At 72.2% G+C, this 18,085-nt stretch carries 16 protein-coding genes; 8 read left to right on the forward strand and 8 right to left on the reverse strand.

The window, feature by feature from the left end:
* Positions 1-51 precede the first annotated feature (51 nt).
* A complete protein-coding gene (locus GA0070623_RS28060; protein ID WP_089004208.1) occupies positions 52-1,386 on the reverse strand; it encodes a glycosyltransferase family 4 protein in 1,335 nt (444 codons plus the stop codon).
* A 142-nt stretch (positions 1,387-1,528) separates the two neighbouring features.
* Positions 1,529-3,469 (reverse strand): amylo-alpha-1,6-glucosidase, encoded by a 1,941-nt coding sequence (locus tag GA0070623_RS28065; RefSeq protein WP_067308282.1) that lies wholly within the window; start codon positions 3,467-3,469, stop codon positions 1,529-1,531.
* 45 nt (positions 3,470-3,514) lie between these two features.
* On the opposite strand from GA0070623_RS28065, the gene GA0070623_RS28070 reads away from it, so the two are divergent.
* The 3 genes from GA0070623_RS28070 to GA0070623_RS28080 all read left to right on the forward strand — a co-directional run bounded on the left by GA0070623_RS28070 (position 3,515) and on the right by GA0070623_RS28080 (position 8,162).
* Positions 3,515-6,253, forward strand: a complete 2,739-nt coding sequence (locus GA0070623_RS28070) for an MGH1-like glycoside hydrolase domain-containing protein (RefSeq protein ID WP_067308279.1) — start codon at positions 3,515-3,517, stop codon at positions 6,251-6,253.
* 54 nt (positions 6,254-6,307) lie between these two features.
* On the forward strand, positions 6,308-7,027 hold the full coding sequence (locus tag GA0070623_RS28075) for an HAD family hydrolase (protein WP_067308276.1): 720 nt from the start codon (positions 6,308-6,310) through the stop codon (positions 7,025-7,027).
* Positions 7,028-7,460: 433 nt separating this feature from the next.
* Positions 7,461-8,162: a L,D-transpeptidase family protein gene (locus GA0070623_RS28080; RefSeq protein ID WP_067308273.1), complete on the forward strand. Its 702-nt coding sequence runs from the start codon at positions 7,461-7,463 to the stop codon at positions 8,160-8,162.
* Positions 8,163-8,167: 5 nt separating this feature from the next.
* Here the strand turns inward: GA0070623_RS28080 and GA0070623_RS28085 are convergent, their stop codons facing one another.
* The 5 genes from GA0070623_RS28085 to GA0070623_RS28105 all read right to left on the reverse strand — a co-directional run bounded on the left by GA0070623_RS28085 (position 8,168) and on the right by GA0070623_RS28105 (position 11,027).
* Positions 8,168-8,443, reverse strand: a complete 276-nt coding sequence (locus GA0070623_RS28085) for a hypothetical protein (protein ID WP_067308270.1) — start codon at positions 8,441-8,443, stop codon at positions 8,168-8,170.
* Positions 8,444-8,490: 47 nt separating this feature from the next.
* A complete protein-coding gene (locus GA0070623_RS28090) occupies positions 8,491-8,922 on the reverse strand; it encodes a RusA family crossover junction endodeoxyribonuclease (protein ID WP_067308294.1) in 432 nt (143 codons plus the stop codon).
* Between the two features lie 335 nt (positions 8,923-9,257).
* Positions 9,258-9,836 (reverse strand): DsbA family protein, encoded by a 579-nt coding sequence (locus GA0070623_RS28095; protein ID WP_067308267.1) that lies wholly within the window; start codon positions 9,834-9,836, stop codon positions 9,258-9,260.
* Between the two features lie 214 nt (positions 9,837-10,050).
* Positions 10,051-10,233: a DUF397 domain-containing protein gene (locus GA0070623_RS28100; RefSeq protein WP_067308291.1), complete on the reverse strand. Its 183-nt coding sequence runs from the start codon at positions 10,231-10,233 to the stop codon at positions 10,051-10,053.
* Positions 10,230-11,027, reverse strand: a complete 798-nt coding sequence (locus GA0070623_RS28105; RefSeq protein ID WP_067308263.1) for a helix-turn-helix domain-containing protein — start codon at positions 11,025-11,027, stop codon at positions 10,230-10,232. Before GA0070623_RS28105 ends, GA0070623_RS28100 begins: the two co-directional genes overlap by 4 nt.
* A gap of 254 nt (positions 11,028-11,281) precedes the next feature.
* On the opposite strand from GA0070623_RS28105, the gene GA0070623_RS28110 reads away from it, so the two are divergent.
* From GA0070623_RS28110 to GA0070623_RS28130, 5 genes are all read left to right on the forward strand, one after another.
* Positions 11,282-11,533 (forward strand): flavin reductase, encoded by a 252-nt coding sequence (locus tag GA0070623_RS28110; protein ID WP_089004380.1) that lies wholly within the window; start codon positions 11,282-11,284, stop codon positions 11,531-11,533.
* A gap of 230 nt (positions 11,534-11,763) precedes the next feature.
* Positions 11,764-13,056 (forward strand): ABC transporter substrate-binding protein, encoded by a 1,293-nt coding sequence (locus tag GA0070623_RS28115; protein WP_067308260.1) that lies wholly within the window; start codon positions 11,764-11,766, stop codon positions 13,054-13,056.
* Positions 13,053-13,952 (forward strand): carbohydrate ABC transporter permease, encoded by a 900-nt coding sequence (locus GA0070623_RS28120; protein ID WP_067308257.1) that lies wholly within the window; start codon positions 13,053-13,055, stop codon positions 13,950-13,952. Before GA0070623_RS28115 ends, GA0070623_RS28120 begins: the two co-directional genes overlap by 4 nt.
* 1 nt (position 13,953) lies before the next feature.
* A complete protein-coding gene (locus GA0070623_RS28125; protein WP_067308254.1) occupies positions 13,954-14,787 on the forward strand; it encodes a carbohydrate ABC transporter permease in 834 nt (277 codons plus the stop codon).
* Between the two features lie 10 nt (positions 14,788-14,797).
* Positions 14,798-16,003, forward strand: coding sequence for an ABC transporter ATP-binding protein (locus GA0070623_RS28130; protein ID WP_067308250.1), 1,206 nt, complete (start codon positions 14,798-14,800; stop codon positions 16,001-16,003).
* A gap of 817 nt (positions 16,004-16,820) precedes the next feature.
* Here GA0070623_RS28130 and GA0070623_RS28135 read toward each other — a convergent pair.
* On the reverse strand, positions 16,821-17,927 hold the full coding sequence (locus GA0070623_RS28135; RefSeq protein ID WP_067308247.1) for a winged helix DNA-binding domain-containing protein: 1,107 nt from the start codon (positions 17,925-17,927) through the stop codon (positions 16,821-16,823).
* Positions 17,928-18,085 lie beyond the last annotated feature (158 nt).

Raw genomic sequence — 18,085 nt, forward strand, 5'->3', positions numbered from 1 at the left:
CCGTAGCCAATGGATCGGGACGGACCTATCGGTTGTCTGGTCTCGATCCGGTCAGCATGCCGCGCCGTCGAGCGCCAGCAGGTTGCCCTCCGGGATGGCGATCCGTGGGCGGCCGCCGGCCAGCAGCGTCGCCGCCCGTCGGGCCTGGAAGCCGCCGTGCTCGCGGCGGGCGGCGGCGTAGCTGCTCACGGTACGTGCGGCGATGGCCGCCCAGCCGTAGCGCTCGCCGACCATGGTGCGGGCCCGACGGGCCACCCGACGGGCAAAGACCTCGTCGCCGACGAGCCGGTCGACCGCACCGGCCAGCGCGCCCGGGTCGCTGTGCGGGAAGGTCACCCCGGTGACGCCCGGCTCGACGATCTCGGCCAGCCCGCCGGTGCTCGCCACGGCCAACGGAGCGCCGGCCGCCGCCGCCTCCAGGGCGATCATGCCGAACGGCTCGTAGAGGCTCGGCACGACTGTCGCGTCGGTGGCGGCGAGCATCGCCGGGAGCTGCCCGGCGTCCAGGAAGCCGGCGAACCGGACGCTGTCGGCGACGTGCAGCCGGTGCACCCGGTCGACCAGTTCGTCCCTGTACGGGCCGTCGCCGGCGATCACCACCCGCAGCCCCGGGTGCCGGTCCCGCAGGTACGGCACGGCGTCCACCAGGTGCTGGACGCCCTTCTCGTAGACCAGCCGCCCGGCGTAACCGACCAGCGGGCCGTCCCCGGCGAACCGGGCGCGGGCCGAGGCGACCGCGCGCGGCCGGGCCCGCCAGGCCCGGTCGTCGACCCCGTTGGGCACCACGTCGACCCGGCCGGCGGGCACGTCGAACAGCCGGCCCACCTGCTCGCGCATGTAGCCGGAGCAGGCGATCACCCGGGTCGAGACGTTGCTGATCCAGTGTTCGACGCCGTGGATGGTGCGGTTCAGCTCCCCGGGCAGCCAGCCCTGGTGCCGACCGGCCTCGGTGGCGTGGATGGTGGTGACCAGGGGCAGGTCGAGGTGCTCGGCCAGGGTCACGGCGGTGTGCCCGACCAGCCAGTCGTGGGCGTGGACCACGTCGTAGTCGGCGGTGTCGGCGGCCCGCAGGGCGGTCCGGGTCAGGGTGTGGTTGAACGCCATCGTCCAGGCCAGCAGCGACCCGGTGGCCAGCGGAAAGGTCACCGGGTCCTCGGGGGCGCGCAGGACCCGGACCCCCTCGGCGTACTCCTCCAGCGGGGCACCCTCGGCGTGCCGGGTGACCACGGTGACCTCGTGCCCGGCGGCGGCCAGGGCGGTGGCCAGGGCGTGCACGTGCCGGCCGAGGCCGCCGACGAGCACCGGCGGGTACTCCCAGGAGAGCATCAGCACCCGCTGGTGCCGGCCGGCGGGGTGGATGTCGATCACGTCGGCGTCAGGTGACATGCGGCTCCCTTCGAGGGTGTCCCGGGCAGGCGCCGGTAGGACACCAGAGGGGTGTCTTCGCTGTGGCCCGGGGTCGGTGCCCATCCTGCCCAGTCGGGGATAACCAGCGGAGACGCCACCGTTGCCGGTGTGTAACGGCTGCCTATCGGGCCCGCCGGACCCGCAGCAGCTCGGCCACCGACCAGGCCTGGAACGGGCAGCCGGTGGCGGCGTGCGGCGCACTGCCGTCGGCCGTCTCGCTCACCGATCCCAGGCCGTACTCGCCGAGATGGCCGACGAGCCCGGTCAGCAGGTCGTCGGTGGGCAACCCGGCCCGGCGGTACGCCTCGACGAACGGACCGACCAGCCACGGCCAGACCGTCCCCTGGTGGTAGGCGCCGTCCCGGTCGGCCGGGCCGCCCCGGTGCCGGGGGGCGAACTCGGGCGAGTCGGGGGCGAGGCTGCGCGGACCCAGCGGGGTGAACAGTCCGGCCGCCACCCGACGCAGCGCCACCGGGTCCGGCTCCAGCGGGGCGTACGGCAGCGACCAGGCGAGCAGTTGGTTGGGTCGCAGCAGGTCGTCGTCGTGGTGCGCGGCCCCACCCAGCGGGTACGCCGGGGCGGGCGCGTCGACCACATCGTGCAGCCAGCCCGCCGGGGTGGGGAACCGCTTGCCGAACGCCTCCCGGGCCCGGTCGTGCAGCCGCCACAGCTCGTCCGGGTCCTGCCCGGCCAGCTCGGTCAGCTCGGCCAACCCGGCCAACCCGTTGATCCACAGCGCGTTGACCTCGACCGGCTTGCCGACCCGGGGGGTCACCGGCACCCCGTACACCCGGGCGTCCATCCAGGTCAGCGCGGTGCCGGGGGTGCCACCCTGGGTGATCAGCCCGTCGGCCGGGTCGACCGCGATGCCGTACCGGGTGCCGTCCAGGTGCGCCCGGACCACCCCGTGCAGCGCCGGCAGCAGCTCGTCACCCAGGTCGGTCTCGCCGGTGACGGTGACGTGCCGGCTCACCGCGTGCAGGAACCACAGCGTCGCGTCGACCGTGTTGTACTCCACCCTCCCGGTGTCGGCGGTGTTGGCCAGCATCCCCTCCGACAGCGTCGCCGCGTACGACCGCAGCAGCTCCCGCCCCTCGTCGGCCCGCCCGGTGCACAGGAACAACCCCTCGTACGAGGTCATGGTGTCCCGTGACCAGGCCCCGAACCAGGGGTAGCCGGCCACCACGTCCGGCCCGGCGGAGGTACGCACCACGAACGCGTCGGCGGCCAGCGCCAGGGTCGCGTCCACCGCGTCGGCCGGCTTCGCCGCCGCCACCACCGCCCGGTGCCGCTGCCGGGCCGCCGCCACCACCTGCGCGGCCGGCGGCGGCTCCTCGGCCAGGTCACCGGCCCAGGCCAGCACCGACACGGTGTCCCCGGGGCGGTCCAGCGTGCCGGAGAACCGCCCGGCGCACCACAGGTCCTCGTCGGGGTGCAGCCCCCGGGCGGCCTCCTCCCGGTGGTGCACGCCCAGCCACCACTGGCCCTCCGGCGTCCAGTCCGGGCCGGTCAGCCGGTACGCGCCCTCGACCACCGCGCCGCCGTCGGCCGGTTCCACCCGGGGCGTCGGCCCGTCGGCCCGCCGCTCGCCGTGCGCGTCGCGCCAGGTGCCGGCGGCCGAGAGGTCCAGCCGGACCGGGCCGCCGGCCACCAGCCGGTGCACCACCGCGACGGCGGGCCGGCCGTACGCCATGGCCAGCTCCCGCTCGATCACCACGTCACCGATCCGCCACCGCCAGCGGGGCAGCCCGTCGATTAGGTCGAAGCGTTCCAGGTACTCGAAGCCGCGCGGGTCGACCACGCCCGAGCTCCACTCGTGCGCGCCGAGCCGGACCCGGGCGCCGGACGGCAGCACCACCGCCGGGTCCAGGCTGACCAGCCCCACCCGGCGGGCCGCCGGAGTCTCCCCGGCCACCACCAGCAGACCGTGGTAGCGGCGGGTCCGCAGCCCGCTCACGGTGCCCATGGCGTATCCGCCGAGACCGTCGGTGACCAGCCATTCCCGGGTCGCTCCACCGGCCAGTTCGCCGCAGACCCCCGGACCGAAACCGAACTCGATCAACTTCTTTCCTCCTGTGGCGGCGAGGTGTAACACGCCACGACGACAATGGCCGCTGTGGTCAAGTACCCCGGCGGCGTCGAAAATGTGCAGGTGCTCACCGACAGATCGCCCTCCGACGCCCCGTCCCCCGACGCCGAGCGGCTCCGGCTCGCCCAGGCCGACGCCGGGGAGCAGGAGTGGCGCGCATGGGGTCCCTATCTGTCCGAACGGGCGTGGGGGACGGTACGGGAGGACTACAGCGAGCACGGCACGGCATGGGACTACTTCCCCCACGACCACGCGCGGTCCAGAGCCTACCGGTGGAACGAGGACGGCATGGCGGGCGTCTGCGACGACCGGCAGACGTTCTGCTTCGCGCTGGCGCTGTGGAACGGGGTGGACCCGATCCTCAAGGAGCGGATGTTCGGCCTCGGCGGCGACGGCGGCAACCACGGCGAGGACGCGAAAGAATACTGGTGGTACCTCGACAGCACCCCCACCCACTCCTGGATGCGCTGGCGCTACCACTACCCGCAGGCCGCCTTCCCGTACGACGAGCTGGTCGCCGTCAACGCCCTGCGCGGCCGGGACGATACCGAGTACGAGCTGGTCGACACCGGAATCTTCGACGACGACCGGTACTGGGCGGTCACCGTCGACTACGCCAAGGCGTCCCCGACCGACCTGTGCATCCTGGTCACCGTCGCCAACCGGGCCGACGAGGCGGCCACCCTGCACGTGCTGCCCACGCTGTGGTTCCGCAACACCTGGGCCTGGGGTCCGCCCGGCGCGGACCGGGTGCCCCGGCTGACCGGCGAGGGCGGTCGGCTGGTCGGCGAGCACTGGGTGCTGGGGCAGCTCCTGCTGGAGGGCGACGGCGAGCCGGTCCCGCTGCTCTGCGACAACGACACCAACGCCGAGCGGCTGTGGGGGCTGGCCGGCCGCTCGCCGTACCCGAAGGACGGGATCAACGACCACGTGGTGGCCGGCGCGGCCACCGTCAACCCGGACCGGGAAGGGACCAAGGGCGCCCTGCACTACGTGCTGGACGTGCCGGCCGGTGGGCAGCGGCAGATCCGGCTGCGGCTGACCCGCACCGCGCCACCGCCCGGGGCGGTCGCGCCGCCCCCGGCGGACCTGGGTGCCGGCTTCGACACCGTGGTGTGGGCCCGGCGGGCCGAGGCGAACCGCTTCTTCGCCGGGGTGATCCCGGCGGCGGCCAGCGCCGACGAGGCGCTGGTCGCCCGGCAGGCGATCGCCGGGCTGATGTGGGGCAAGCAGTTCTACCACTTCGACGTCAAACGGTGGCTGGAGGGCGATCCGGGCTCGACGCCGCCGGCCGGTCGCCGGCACGGGCGCAACAGCGCCTGGTGGCACATGACCAGCTTCGACGTGATCTCCATGCCCGACCCGTGGGAATATCCCTGGTACGCCGCCTGGGACCTGGCCTTCCACTGCGTCACCATCGCCCGGGTCGACCCGGGCTTCGCCAAGGAGCAGGTGCTGCTCCTGCTCCGCGAGTGGTACCTGCACCCCAACGGCCAGATCCCGGCGTACGAGTGGGCGTTCGGGGACGTGAACCCGCCGGTGCACGCCTGGGCGGCGTTGAAGGTGTTCGAGATCGACGGCGGGCGCGACCACGAGTTCCTCGCCCGGGTGATGCACAAGCTGCTGCTCAACTTCACCTGGTGGGTCAACCGCAAGGACACCGGCGGCAACAACCTGTTCGAGGGCGGCTTCCTCGGGCTGGACAACGTCGGCCCGTTCGACCGCTCGGCGGCGCTGCCGGTGGCCGGGGTGCTCGAACAGTCCGACGGCACCGGCTGGATGGCGATGTACGCCCTCAACCTGCTGGACATGGCGATCGTGCTGGCCGAGCACGACCGGGCGTACGTGGACACCGCGACGAAGTTCTTCGAGCACTTCGCCTACATCGCCGCCGCCGGCTACTCGCAGGGCCTGTGGGACGCCGAGGACGCGTTCTTCTACGACGTGCTGCGCCTCGCCGACGGCAGTCAGGTGCCGCTGAAGGTCCGCTCGGTGGTCGGGCTGCTGCCGCTGGCGGCCACCACCCGGCTGAGCGCCCGTACCCTGCAACGCCTGCCCGAGCTGGGCGCCCGGCTGCGCTGGTTCCTCACCCAACGCCCCGAGTACGCCGACGTGATCGGGGCCCGCCGGCTCGGCCCGGACGGCCGTCAGCAGCGGCTGCTGTCGATGGTCGGCCCGGAGCAGGTGGTCCGGCTGCTGGCCCGGATGCTCGACCCCGACGAGTTCCTCTCCGACTACGGCCTGCGCACGCTCAGCCGGGCGCACCTGGACAAGCCGTTCGCGGTCGACCTGGGTGGGCAGGAGTTCTGCGTCGGCTACGAGCCGGCCGAGTCGACCAGCGGGTTGTTCGGCGGCAACTCCAACTGGCGCGGCCCGATCTGGATGCCGACGAACTTCCTGCTGGTCAGCGCGCTACGGGACTACGCCGCGTTCTTCGGCGACGACCTCCAGGTGGAGTACCCGACCCGGTCGGGGCGCAAGTGCACGCTGGACGAGATCGCCGACGACCTCTCCGTCCGGTTGATCTCCCTGTTCACCCGGGACGGCTGGGGGCGTCGGCCGATCTACGGCGCGTGTCAGCTCTTCCAGACCCATCCCGACTGGCGGGACCTGATCGCCTTCCCCGAGTACTTCCACGGCGACAACGGTGCCGGGCTCGGGGCCTGGCACCAGACCGGGTGGACGGCGCTGGTGGCCGACCTCATCCTGACCCTGCGCCGGGACAACCCGGATGTGCCGGGCGGGCCGGAGCGCTAGCGTGTCCGTCGGCCGCCGCCGTCCGGCGGGGCGATCCTGTCGGGAGGGGACCGGATGGGTACGGGTGGGAACGGAACGGCCCCGGGGGCGGGCGCGACGACGTTGATCTTCGACGCCGACGACACGCTCTGGGAGAACAACGTCCTGTTCGAGCGGGTGATCGACGATTTCCTGGACTGGCTCGACCATCCGACGCTCGACCGGGCGCAGATCCGTACCGTGCTCGACGACATCGAGCGGGCCAACGCGGTGGCCCACGGCTACGGCAGCAAGGTCTTCCTGCGCAGCCTCGGCGAGTGCCTGGCCCGGCTGCGCGAGCGGCCGGTCACCGAGCAGGAGCGGCGGGAGATCGACGGGTTGGCCACCGCGCTGGTCAATCACCAGGTCGAGCTGATGCCCGGGGTCGCCGACACCCTCGACACCCTGGCCACCCGGTACGACCTGCTGCTGCTGACCAAGGGGGACCAGGAGGAGCAGCAGCGCAAGCTGGACGCCTGCGGCCTGCTGCACCACTTCGCCGCGGCGCACGTGGTGGCCGAGAAGGACACCGGGACCTACCGGTGGCTGGCCCGGGAACACGGCTTCGCCCCGGCCGACGCCTGGATGATCGGCAACTCCCCGAAGTCGGACATCCTGCCGGCGCGGGCGGCGGGCATGCGGGCGGTGTTCATCCCCAACGAGAACACCTGGGTCCTGGAGAACGACGACCTCGACCCGGCCGACGACGGGGTGATCCGGCTGGCCGCCTTTCCGGACCTGCTCGCCCACTTCTAGCCGACGGGCCGTGTCGATACCGAACAGCGTCCGTCCGGCGGCGCGTGTCACGCCGGGATGCCGCATTTCCGCTCCGGTGTGAATCACCTTCGGGGCGGCGTCGGACCGCTTGCCCGGCGGGCCGGGGGGTGCCTAACCTTGCCCGGCGTTGACGACCCTGTCGGGGTGGTCGGGAACGCGCCGAAGTCCGGCACCGGGGCACCATGGAGCTGAGTGCAGGCGGCCCGGGTCCGCGTGTCGGACCCGACGCGGGCGGCCTGCCCCGCCCGTGGGGTCCGCAGCGGCGTACACCGCTGCCGGTCCGGACAGCCGGCGGTCGGGGTCGGGGAGTTGCGGACCCGGCCCTGACCCGCCGCCGGCGACCGTCGGGCCGCCTGGCCCTGGGCGGTCGGCGGGGCATCCGGGAGTCGGCCGTGATGCGATCATGTCAGCGATGGAGACGACACCTGCCCCGGTCGGCGGTACGGCCGCCGCCACGGGCCGCGGCCGGCTGGTCCCGCCGCCGAACCGCGCCTCCCGGCTGACCACCCTGCCCACCGCGACCCGTCAGGTCGTCATCGTCACCGGCAGCGGTTACGCCACCACGCACGCCACCCTGGAGACGTTCCACCGGGCCGGCGGCCACTGGGTGCCGGTGTCGGCCCCGCTGGCCGCCCGGCTGGGCGCGAAGGGGTTCAGCGACCACCACACCGAGGGGGTGGCGACCACCCCCACCGGGGTCTACTCGTTCGGCCCCACCATGTACGGCATCGCCGCCGATCCCGGCGTACGGTTCCCCTACCACCGGGTGGTCACCGACGACTGGTGGAACGAGAACCCGAACTCGGCCGCCTACAACACCTTCCAGCACAGCACCACCAACCCGGGCGGCTACAGCGAGGCGCTGTGGCGGGAGGTGCCCGCGTACACCCACTTCGCAGTGATCACCTACAACATGCCGCCGAACGTGCCGAAGCCGGTACCGAACGCCGGCAGCGGCATCTTCCTGCACGAGTTCAGCACCGCCGCCGGTGGCCCCACCGCCGGCTGCGTCAGCCTGGCGCACGCCGACCTGGTGGCCGTGCTGCGCTGGCTGGATCCGAAGTACGCGCCGCGCATCGTGATCTGCCCGACGCAGAACCTCGGCCGGTACTGAGCCGCTCAGGACACCTCGTTGCGGACGATCGCCACCGCCACCCGGCAGAACTCGTCCATGTCGGGCTGGAACCCGGCGGCGATGTCGGGGTGCAGTCCGGACCGGGTCTCTTCGAGCAGCCGCTGACAGACCTGCTCGACCGGTTCACCCGCGTAGCTGGCCCGGACCCGGTCGGTGGCCGCCTGGAGGGCCGAGGTGAGCTGGTCCTCCAGCGGGCCGCGCAGCTTCTGCTGCACCGGGTCGAGCCCTCTCGGGTCGAGCGTGACATGTGGCTCCGACATCGGCGCTCCCTTCGTCGGCGTCCGCGGTACCCCACCGCGGGCGTCGGTCAAACCCCGGCTGGCGCGGCGGCCACCCGGACCTGGTACGAGAGGTCCTCCGCCGGCTCCTCCCGGTACGACAGCCGGCGGATCTGCCGGTCGTCGGCGTACAGGGCGACGTCGACCAGGACCCCGAGGTGGGCCAGCCCGATGTTCGCCACCCGCTTCTTGTCCTGGAGTACGGCGCACACCCCACCGAGCAGGGTGCTGGCGTCGGACGTGCGGTGCCCGGGTGGGCACCGCAGGGTCAGGTCCACCTCGATCGGCCCGGCCAACGGCGTCCAGCCGGTCTGCTGGGCCGCGGTGCAGGCCGCTTCGAGCAGGGCGCGGACCCTCGTCGCCTGCCGATGGCCGGCGGCGAAGATGGACAGCGCTTCGGTTTTCACCGGTGGCAGGCCGCTCACCTCGAACGTCAGGGCGAGAGCGCGGGTCTCCTGCACCACGGAGCACCTCCTCGTTGAGGATGATCCTGCCCAACCCGGTGGACGCGCCGGGGGAGTTCGCGGGAGAACCCACCGATCGGGCAGGCTGATGTCGGCCGGAGGCGTATCGACTACGACGGCGACGCGCTGGCTGTGGAGTGAGTGCGTCAACGCTAGTGCAAGCGGCACAACCGGGCTAGCCCGCCGACCGGCCAGTCGTGGCCGGCCGACGGGCTGCGCGGACGCCGACGCCGCTCACAGGGGCGACGGGACGCGGACGCTGACGTGACCGCCGCGGCCGGTGCGGGCGACGCGACGTCGGGCGTGGCGTGATGTGTCGCGGACGGGCGGGATCAGCGGCGGCCCCGCTTGATCTCGTGGAAGGCCGGCATCCGCAGCAGCGGCAGCAGGGAGTCCCAGATGGTGAGGGCGTCGTCGAGCGCGGGCACCTCGGTCAGGATCGGCCCGTGGATGCCCCGCTCGGCGCCCGGCACCATCAGCACCGGCGCACCGATGTCCGGTCCGGCCGAGGAGTACGCCAGCTCGTGCGACTCGCGTACCGCCGCGTCCCAGCGCGCGTCGTCCAGGGCGGGTGCCGCGTCCTGGACACCGGCCGCCTTGACGGCCGCGTCGACCAGGTCGGCCGAGAGTGAGGTGCCGGCGTCGTGGGTGCTCACGCCCAGCTCGGTGTAGAACCGGCCGGCGTCCGCACCGCGCCCGTCGGCGCGCAGCGCCTCGACCAGCCGCAGCGCCCGGGCGGAGGCGGCCATCGGCTCGGCGAACTGCGGCGGGATCCGCCCGGCGTTGAGAATGCTCAGGCTGAACGCCCGCCACTCGATGGTCAGGTCACGAGCCTCGGCCACCGTGACCAGCCAACGCGACGCGCGCCAGGTCCACGGGCAGGCGGGATCGAAGAAGAAGGTGGCATCCATCGGCCGAGCCTACGTCGGCCCCGCCGCGCACCCCGCCCGGCCCCGCTGTGCACCCCAACCCGGCCCGGCCTTGCGCGGCTCAGGGTCCGATCCGGTCCGGGGTCCGGCTCGGTCCGGGGTCCGGCTCGGTCCGGCCCGGCTCAGTGGCCGGGGCGGTGGCCGGGGCCGACCAGGCTCCCCGGCGTGGCGGTGGAGCCTGGTCGGGTGAGCCGGGTCAGTGCTGCTTGGCGTAGCCGACGAACGCCGTCCAGGCCGTCCGGTCGACGTGGAGGGTGCCGCCCTCGCGGTCCTTGGTGTCGCGCACCAGCACCCGGTCGGGCAGGTTGTCGGCGACCTCGACGCAGGCTCCGCCGTTGCCGCCGGACCTGGTCGACTTCCGCCACTGCGGGGTCATCATGTCCATGACTTCGCCACTTCCTCGATCAGCTCGATTGACTGCCGGCGGGGGAGCGCCTCGTTCCGCACGATCTCCCACGTCCTGGCCAGACTAGCAACGTCGGTCGGCGCATCGACGATCTGCGCGGTGAGCTGGTTGTCCGCGTAGGCCACCCGTTCGCCGTCGGGCATCTCGGCGATGATGAACTGCCCGCCCAGCCCCAGGTACATGCCGGCGTCGGTCGGCACGACGTGCACCTGGACGTGTTCCTCGGCGGTCAACCGGGCCAGGTGCTCGCACTGCTCGATCATCAGCCCCGGCTGGTCGAGCACCGGCCGGCGCAGCACCGCCTCGTCGATCACGCAGATGAGCTGCGGCGGGCGTTCCCGCCGCAGGATCGCCTGCCGTTCGAGCCGGGACGCCACGATCCGGTCGACGTCCTCCGCGGCGAACCGGCCGCCGGCCAGCGTCGCGCGGGCGTACCGCTCGGTCTGCAACAGGCCCGGCACGTACGTCATCTCGAACCAGCGCAGGGTGGTCGCCTCCCGCTCGAACTCGATCCACTCCCGCAGCCAGGCCGGCTCGGCGTCGAGCCGGCCCAGCCTCTCCAGCATCCGTTGGAAGCGCCCGCCGGTCTCGTGGCAGCCGTCGACCGCCCGCATGAACTCCCTGGTGGGCGCCCGACCGCCGGTCTCCACCGAGCTGACGTGCGACCCCGAATAGCCGATGCCCTTGCCGAAATCCTCCTGGCTGAGCCCGAGCCCCGTCCGGAACAGACGTAACTCCTCCAGCACGTAGTCGGTAGCTGTCCCCATCACACCCCCAGCCTCTGCCCACCGTGGATCGGCGGGTCCGTCGTGATTGCTCACCCGCGGTGCTGAGCTGCGCAGATGCGGTGAGCGTGTATCCACGGTAGTGGGTCGATCACCAGGCTGTCACCATGGCGGACCCGCTGGCAGCCAGGGAGGGCGGTAGCGGGTCCTGCTGCGGGGCCGCTCCCGATCCCCCGTGCGGGAGCGGCCCCTTCCAGGACCGGATCGACGGGGATCGACCCGAGGAGGTGGCGACGGTGGTCCGACCGTCCGTCCCGCACGTCGCGATGCGCCCGCTGTGGCGGTGCCGCAACTGTGGCCGGGAGTGGCCCTGCCAACCGGCCAAGCTCGCCCTGCTCACCGAGTTCCGGCAGGACCGCACCGGGCTGCTCGTCTACCTCGGCGTCCTGATGACCGAGGCGACGCACCAGCTCGGCCAACTGCACCCGGGGCACCCACCGGCCCGGATGACCGAGCGCTTCCTGTCCTGGGCGCGGGCGCGGGGCTGAAACCGGGCACCCGGCCCGAGGGGCAACGATCGGGGACATCGGGAGCCGACCCGGCGGCGGGCGCCCGGGTACCGGCCCGAACTCGGGTTACCGGCAGGTTTCGCGGCTTCGCGGGCCGGGCAGTCTAGGCGCACGGAACGGCCGGGCAGGTGCGTTTCCGCACGTCAGAGGCCCGGGCGCCTGCCGGGGCGCGGGTCACCTCCCCGGTTTTCGCCGAAGAGAGGGGGAGGGTGATGACGGACCCCGGAACGGCCCGACACCGGCGTCGGCCGGCTGTCCGGGCCGGGGCGGTCGCCGCCGCGCTGGCACTCGTCGCGCCGATGGCCGCGTGCGGCACGGACGACGGTGGTGGAGGCACGCCGACGATCAACCTGTACTACCCGCCGGAGCAGAACCTGCAGAAGGTGGTCGACGACTGCAACACCCGGGCCGAGGGCCGCTACAGGATCGCCTACCGGGTGTTGCCCCGGCAGGCCGACGACCAGCGGGTGCAACTGGTCCGCCGGCTGGCCGCCGAGGACAGCGGGATGGACGTGCTCGGCCTGGACGTCACCTGGACCCAGGAGTTCGCCAGCGCGAAGTGGATCCGCGAGTGGACCGGCCATGACAAGAGTGAGGTCGAGCAGGGCACCCTGGCGGGCCCGCTGGACACCGCCCGCTACGAGGGCAAGCTCTACGGAGCGCCGAAGAACACCAACGTGCAGCTGCTCTGGTACCGCAGCGACCTGGTCCCGCAGGCCCCGAAGACCTGGGACGACATGATCGCCACGGCCAAGGACCTCAAGGGGCAGGGCAAGCCGTACCAGGTGCTCACCATGGGCGCGCAGTACGAGGGCCTGGTGGTGCTCTACAACACGCTCGCCGAGAGTGCCGGGGGCAAGATCCTCAGCGACGACGGCAAGAAGGCCGTGATGGACGAAGGCACCGTCGAGGCCCTCGACCAGCTCCAGCGGTTCGCCACGTCGGGCGTGACGTCGCCGTCGTTCAGCAACTCCACCGAGGATCCGGTCCGGCTGGACTTCCAGTCCGGCAAGGGCGCGTTCCAGGTCAACTGGCCGTTCGTCTACCCGGCGTTGCAGGAGGCCGACCCGGAGCTGGCCAAGAAGGTCAGGTGGGCACGGGTGCCCGGTATCGACGCGAACACCCCCAGCAAGGTCACCATCGGCGGGATCAACATGGCGGTCAGCGCCTACTCCAAGCACCCGGCGGAGTCCTTCGAAGCCGCGAAGTGCATCCGGGACGCCAAGAACCAGAAGTTCTCCGCGGTCAACGACGGGGTGCCCCCGACCATCGAGGCGGTCTACGACGACCCGGAGATGGACGAGGCGTACCCGATGAAGGAGACCATTCTGGAGGAGCTGAAGGAGCCGGCGGTCCGGCCGCTGACCCCCGCGTACCAGAGCATCTCCACGGTGATGTCGGCGATCCTGTCGCCGCCGTCGGCGATCCGGCCGGAGCAGACGGCCAGGGAGCTGCGCGAGGCGATCTCCGACGCGCTCCAGTCCAAGGGGGTCCTGCCGTGAGTCGGCGCGCCCCGTTGAGCGAGAACAAGAAGGCCGAACGGAAACTGGGCTGGCTGCTCTGCGCCCCGGCCGCGCTGGTCATGGTGCTGGTCACCGCGTACCCGATCATCTATTCGGTCTGGCTGTCGTTGCAACGCTTCGACCTGCGCTTCCCCGACCAGCGCGAGTTCATCGGGCTGGAGAACTACGTCACCGTGCTGAGCAACGAGTTCTGGTGGACCGCGTTCGGGGTGACCATGCTGATCACGGTGGTCACCGTCGCGGTGGAGCTGGTCCTCGGCATGGGGTTGGCCCTGGTCATGCACCGCACGCTGGTCGGCCGGGGCATCGTGCGGACCGCCGCGCTCATCCCCTACGGCATCGTCACGGTCGTCGCCGCGTTCTCTTGGCGGTACGCCTGGACGCCCGGCACCGGCTACCTGGCCAACCTCTTCGACGGCAGTGCCCCGCTGACCGAGCGGGCCAGCTCGCTGGCGATCATCATGCTGGCGGAGATCTGGAAGACCACCCCGTTCATGGCGCTGCTGCTGATGGCCGGGCTGGCGCTGGTCCCGGAGGACCTGCTCAAGGCGGCCTCCACCGACGGGGCGACGGCCTGGCAGCGGTTCACCAAGGTGATGCTGCCGGTGATGAAGCCGGCGATCCTGGTCGCGCTGCTGTTCCGCACCCTCGACGCGTTCCGGGTGTTCGACAACATCTTCGTGCTCACCAACGGCGGCAACGAGACCTCGTCGGTGTCGATGCTCGCCTACAACAACCTGATCCGGGGGCTCAACCTCGGCATCGGCTCCACGATGTCCGTGCTGATCTTCATCACGGTGGCGATCATCGCGTTCGTCTTCGTGAAGCTGTTCGGCACCGCTGCCCCGGGCAGCGACGACGGGGAGAGGCGCTGACATGGCCGACACCACCACCCGGGCGAAGCTGCGCTGGGGCCTGATCGACGTCATCGTGGTCGTCTTCGCCCTGGTCCCGGTGCTCTGGATCGCCTCCCTGTCGTTCAAGACCCCGGGCACCCTCACCGACGGCAAGTTCTGGCCGCGGGAGTGGACGCTGGACAACTACCGGAGCATCTTCGACACCGACCAGTTCGTCCGCGCCCTGATCAACTCGATCGGCATCGCCCTGATCGCCACGTTCATCGCGGTGGTGCTCGGCGCGATGGCCGCGTACGCGATCAGCCGGCTGGACTTCCCCGGCAAGCGCCTGCTGGTCGGGGTGTCCCTGCTGATCGCGATGTTCCCGCAGGTGTCGCTGGTGTCGCCGCTGTTCGAGATCGAGCGGCAGCTCGGCCTCTTCGACACCTGGCCGGGGCTGATCCTGCCGTACATCACCTTCGCCCTGCCGCTGGCGATCTACACGCTGTCGGCGTTCTTCAAGCAGATCCCATGGGACCTGGAGAAGGCGGCGAAGATGGACGGCGCGACCCAGGGGCAGGCGTTCCGGCGGGTGATCGCCCCGCTGGCCGCCCCGGGCCTGTTCACCACCGCGATCCTGGTCTTCATCTTCTGCTGGAACGACTTCCTGTTCGCCATCACGCTCACCTCGACCGAGCGGGCCCGGACGGTGCCGGTGGCGCTGTCGTTCTTCACCGGCGAGTCGCAGTTCGAGGACCCCACCGGGGCAATCTGCGCCGCCGCCGTGGTGATCACCATTCCGATCATCCTGTTCGTGCTCTTCTTCCAGCGCCGCATCGTCTCCGGCCTGACCTCCGGCGCCGTCAAGGGATAGGTGACAACAAATGGCTGACATCGTGCTGGACAAGGTGAGCAAGAGTTTCCCCGACGGCACCGTCGCGGTGCGGGACGTCGACCTGGAGATCGCCGACGGCGAGTTCGTCATCCTGGTCGGGCCGTCCGGCTGCGGGAAGTCCACCACCCTCAACATGATCGCCGGGCTGGAGGACATCAGCTCCGGTGAGCTGCGCATCGGCGGGCAACGGGTCAACGACAAGGCGCCCCGGGACCGCGACATCGCGATGGTGTTCCAGTCCTACGCGCTCTACCCGAACATGACCGTCCGGGAGAACATGGCGTTCCCGCTGCGGCTGGCCAAGCTGGACAAGGCGACCATCGACCAGAAGGTGGACGAGGCGGCGAAGGTGCTGGAGCTGACCCCGCTGCTCGACCGCAAGCCGGCGAACCTGTCCGGTGGGCAGCGCCAGCGGGTGGCGATGGGCCGGGCGATCGTCCGGCAGCCCAAGGCGTTCCTGATGGACGAGCCGCTGTCCAACCTGGACGCCAAGCTGCGGGTGCAGATGCGGACGGTGGTGTCCCGGCTGCAGAAGAAGCTGGGCACCACCACCGTCTACGTGACCCACGATCAGACCGAGGCGATGACCCTCGGCGACCGAGTGGTGATCATGCGGGGTGGCGAGATCCAGCAGGTCGGCCCGCCCCAGGAGCTGTACGACCACCCGCGCAACCTGTTCGTCGCCGGGTTCATCGGCTCGCCGTCGATGAACTTCCTGCACGCCGCCGTGGCGGACGGGAAGCTGCGTACCGCCCTCGGTGACGTCACGATCGGCGACCGGATCCGCCGTGAGCTGGAGGGGGCCGACGCGCCCCGGGAGCTGATCCTCGGCATCCGGCCCGAGCACTTCGAGGACGCCGAACTGATCGACGACGAGACCCGGGCCCGGGGCATGGAGTTCACCGCCCCCGCCGAGATCGTCGAGTCGATGGGCTCCGACAAGTACGTCTACTTCACCGTCGAGGGGCAGCGGGCCAGCGCCGCCGAACTGGAGGAGTTGGCCGCCGACGCCGGTGCCGACTTCAGCGGCGGCGGGGGTAACCTGGTGACCCGGCTGTCGGCCGAGTCCCCGGTGCGGGAGGGGGAGGACCGGCGGGTCTGGTTCAACCTGGAGAAGATCCACCTTTTCGACCCCGCGACCGGCCGGAACCTGACCCTGCACGAGGGCCGGTCGGCCGGCGCCCTCGGCGACTGATCCCCCTTCACCCCGGATCGGTGGACGCACGCCCCGGCGCCCCCGGCGGCGTGCGGCCACCGATCCCGCTGCCCCCTGCCCTGCTGTAGCCTCCGATCCCGCTGCCCCCTGCCCTGCTGTAGCCTCCGGTCCCGCGGCTCCGCCGCCCTGGCATCCGCGGCCCTGCGTCGCCGCTGCCTCGTACCCCTCAGGTGTCCGGCGTCCTGCCCCCTGACGGACCCGCGCATCCTCCCGTCTCGTCCGCCACGCCCGTCTGCCTGCTCGTTTGGCCGCCCGTGCCGATCGACACGGACAGTGACATCACGCCGAGCGCACCACACCACCTCCGGACACTTTGCTCTGCTGCCTTCGACGCGACGGCTGCTCTTCGTGTCTGTCGCGTCCAGGTCAGCAGAGCAAAGTGTCCGTGAGGGGTTAGTGTTGGTGGGCGGGGTGCTGTGGAGAAAGTGCAGCTCAATGGGGATTTAATCGCTCGGGTGGGCTGGTGGCCCCGGCGACGGCAGATGATCTCCGATCACTCTCGGTGATATCAGCCCCGATTGCGCAGGGTGACCGCATGCGGCCCACGTCGCCCCGCCCCGCCCTGAGCCGGCACGTCCCGGCCCAGGACGGCCGGGCGCAGCCGGAGGCGGGCACGCCGCCGTCCTGCCCAGGCCGGTCGGGTTGTCGGGACCGGGGGTGACAGCCACGCGGCGGGCCGAGGGTGCCGGCGGGGTGGGAGGGCCAGCGGGGTGGAGGGCTGGCGGGGTGGGAGCGTCGCCGGGCCGCCAGAACTGGTGGGCGGGGAGTGTCGGTGGCCTGAGGGAGTGGGCGGGACCTACCAGGTGAGGTGCAGCGGCAGGCCGAGGAAGTGGGCGTAACCCTCCAGCGCCGCCTCGACCCGCTGCCGGGTCGGCCCGTCCAGCGGGGCCAGCGGCTGCACCGTCACGGTGACCCTGGTCCGGGCGAGGCGGCGCTTCCAGGTGCCCACCACCCGGCCGCCGCGCACCACGGTGGACTGGAAGACACCGTTGCCGCCGGGGATCACCGCCTTCAGGTGCGCCGGTTCGACCATCAGGGTGCGGTCCTTGAAGCCGAGCAGGTACTCGTCGAAGCCGGGCAGCACGTGCACGTCGTCCACCGGAAGTCGGGGTGTGTCCAGCAGCGCCGGATCGAGGTGCGACTCCACCCCGTCGACCCGGACGGCGGTCAGCGTCCCGGCGGCGGTGGCGACCGCGATGGCCCGGGTGGCGTCGGCGGCGGTCAACCCCGTCCAGCCGATGAAGTCGCGCCGGGTCGTCGGCCCATGGCTGCGGAAGTACCGCCGGGCCAGGATGCCCAGCGCCTCGTCCCGCTCGGGCCGGTGCGGGTCGGGGCACCACTCGTCGAGCAGTGCGAAGGTCTGCTCGGTGCCCTGGTGCGGGGCGATGCAGGTGACGCCGCGCTGGCTGGCGTACCAGAGCAGGTGGTAGCCGCGCTGGCCGGTGGCGTCGATGCCGGCGGCGGTGAGGGCGGCCAGGCACTGCGCGCGGGTCAGCCGGCCGCCGCCGGCCAGCGTCGCGCCGAGCACGTCGGCGGCCCGGTCGGCCTCGGCCTCGGTCAGCCCGACCACGGCCCGGCGGGCCGCCGCCCCGGCCAGCGCCCGGACCCCGGTCAGCTCCAGCATCCAGCGGGCGTCCCGGGTGGGCACCAGGTGCACGGTGCCGCGCATCGGCCAGGTCCGCAGCGCCTCGCGTCGTTCCAGCGCGGCCCGCACGTCCGCCTCGGTGTGACCGGGCAGCCGCAGCCCCAGCGACCACAGACCGCTCGCCGCGTCCTGGGCCTGCATGGCCCCGAACCACTCCACCACCCCGGCGACGCCCGGCGGGCGGCCACCCGGATGCTCCCGCAGGCTCAGCGAGGTCATCCGCAGGGTGAGCGCCTCGGCCCCGGTCAGTTCCACCATGCCGGCAGGATAGGGAGACCCCCCGACACCGGTCGTCGAGGGCGGGCGGGCCCCGATCGCGCTACGCCGGTTGCCGTAACCGGCGGAGCGCGATCCCCCGTGCAGGCCCCCCTGGCCGCCGGGTTCGCCCCCGCCCACAGCAGCCGTATCCATCAGGA

Origin of the sequence: Micromonospora rifamycinica (genome assembly GCF_900090265.1) — a bacterium.
GTDB classification, from domain to species: Bacteria; Actinomycetota; Actinomycetes; order Mycobacteriales; family Micromonosporaceae; genus Micromonospora; species Micromonospora rifamycinica.

Bases quoted from the DNA above. Each gene is read 5' to 3' on its own strand.
- GA0070623_RS28060 (WP_089004208.1), bottom strand. From the start codon at position 1,386: ATGTCACCTGACGCCGACGTGATCGACATCCACCCCGCCGGCCGGCAC.
- GA0070623_RS28070 (WP_067308279.1), top strand. From the start codon at position 3,515: ATGGCCGCTGTGGTCAAGTACCCCGGCGGCGTCGAAAATGTGCAGGTG.
- GA0070623_RS28075 (WP_067308276.1), top strand. From the start codon at position 6,308: ATGGGTACGGGTGGGAACGGAACGGCCCCGGGGGCGGGCGCGACGACG.
- GA0070623_RS28080 (WP_067308273.1), top strand. From the start codon at position 7,461: ATGGAGACGACACCTGCCCCGGTCGGCGGTACGGCCGCCGCCACGGGC.
- GA0070623_RS28085 (WP_067308270.1), bottom strand. From the start codon at position 8,443: ATGTCGGAGCCACATGTCACGCTCGACCCGAGAGGGCTCGACCCGGTG.
- GA0070623_RS28095 (WP_067308267.1), bottom strand. From the start codon at position 9,836: ATGGATGCCACCTTCTTCTTCGATCCCGCCTGCCCGTGGACCTGGCGC.
- GA0070623_RS28100 (WP_067308291.1), bottom strand. From the start codon at position 10,233: ATGATGACCCCGCAGTGGCGGAAGTCGACCAGGTCCGGCGGCAACGGC.
- GA0070623_RS28105 (WP_067308263.1), bottom strand. From the start codon at position 11,027: ATGGGGACAGCTACCGACTACGTGCTGGAGGAGTTACGTCTGTTCCGG.
- GA0070623_RS28125 (WP_067308254.1), top strand. From the start codon at position 13,954: ATGGCCGACACCACCACCCGGGCGAAGCTGCGCTGGGGCCTGATCGAC.
- GA0070623_RS28130 (WP_067308250.1), top strand. From the start codon at position 14,798: ATGGCTGACATCGTGCTGGACAAGGTGAGCAAGAGTTTCCCCGACGGC.
- GA0070623_RS28135 (WP_067308247.1), bottom strand. From the start codon at position 17,927: ATGGTGGAACTGACCGGGGCCGAGGCGCTCACCCTGCGGATGACCTCG.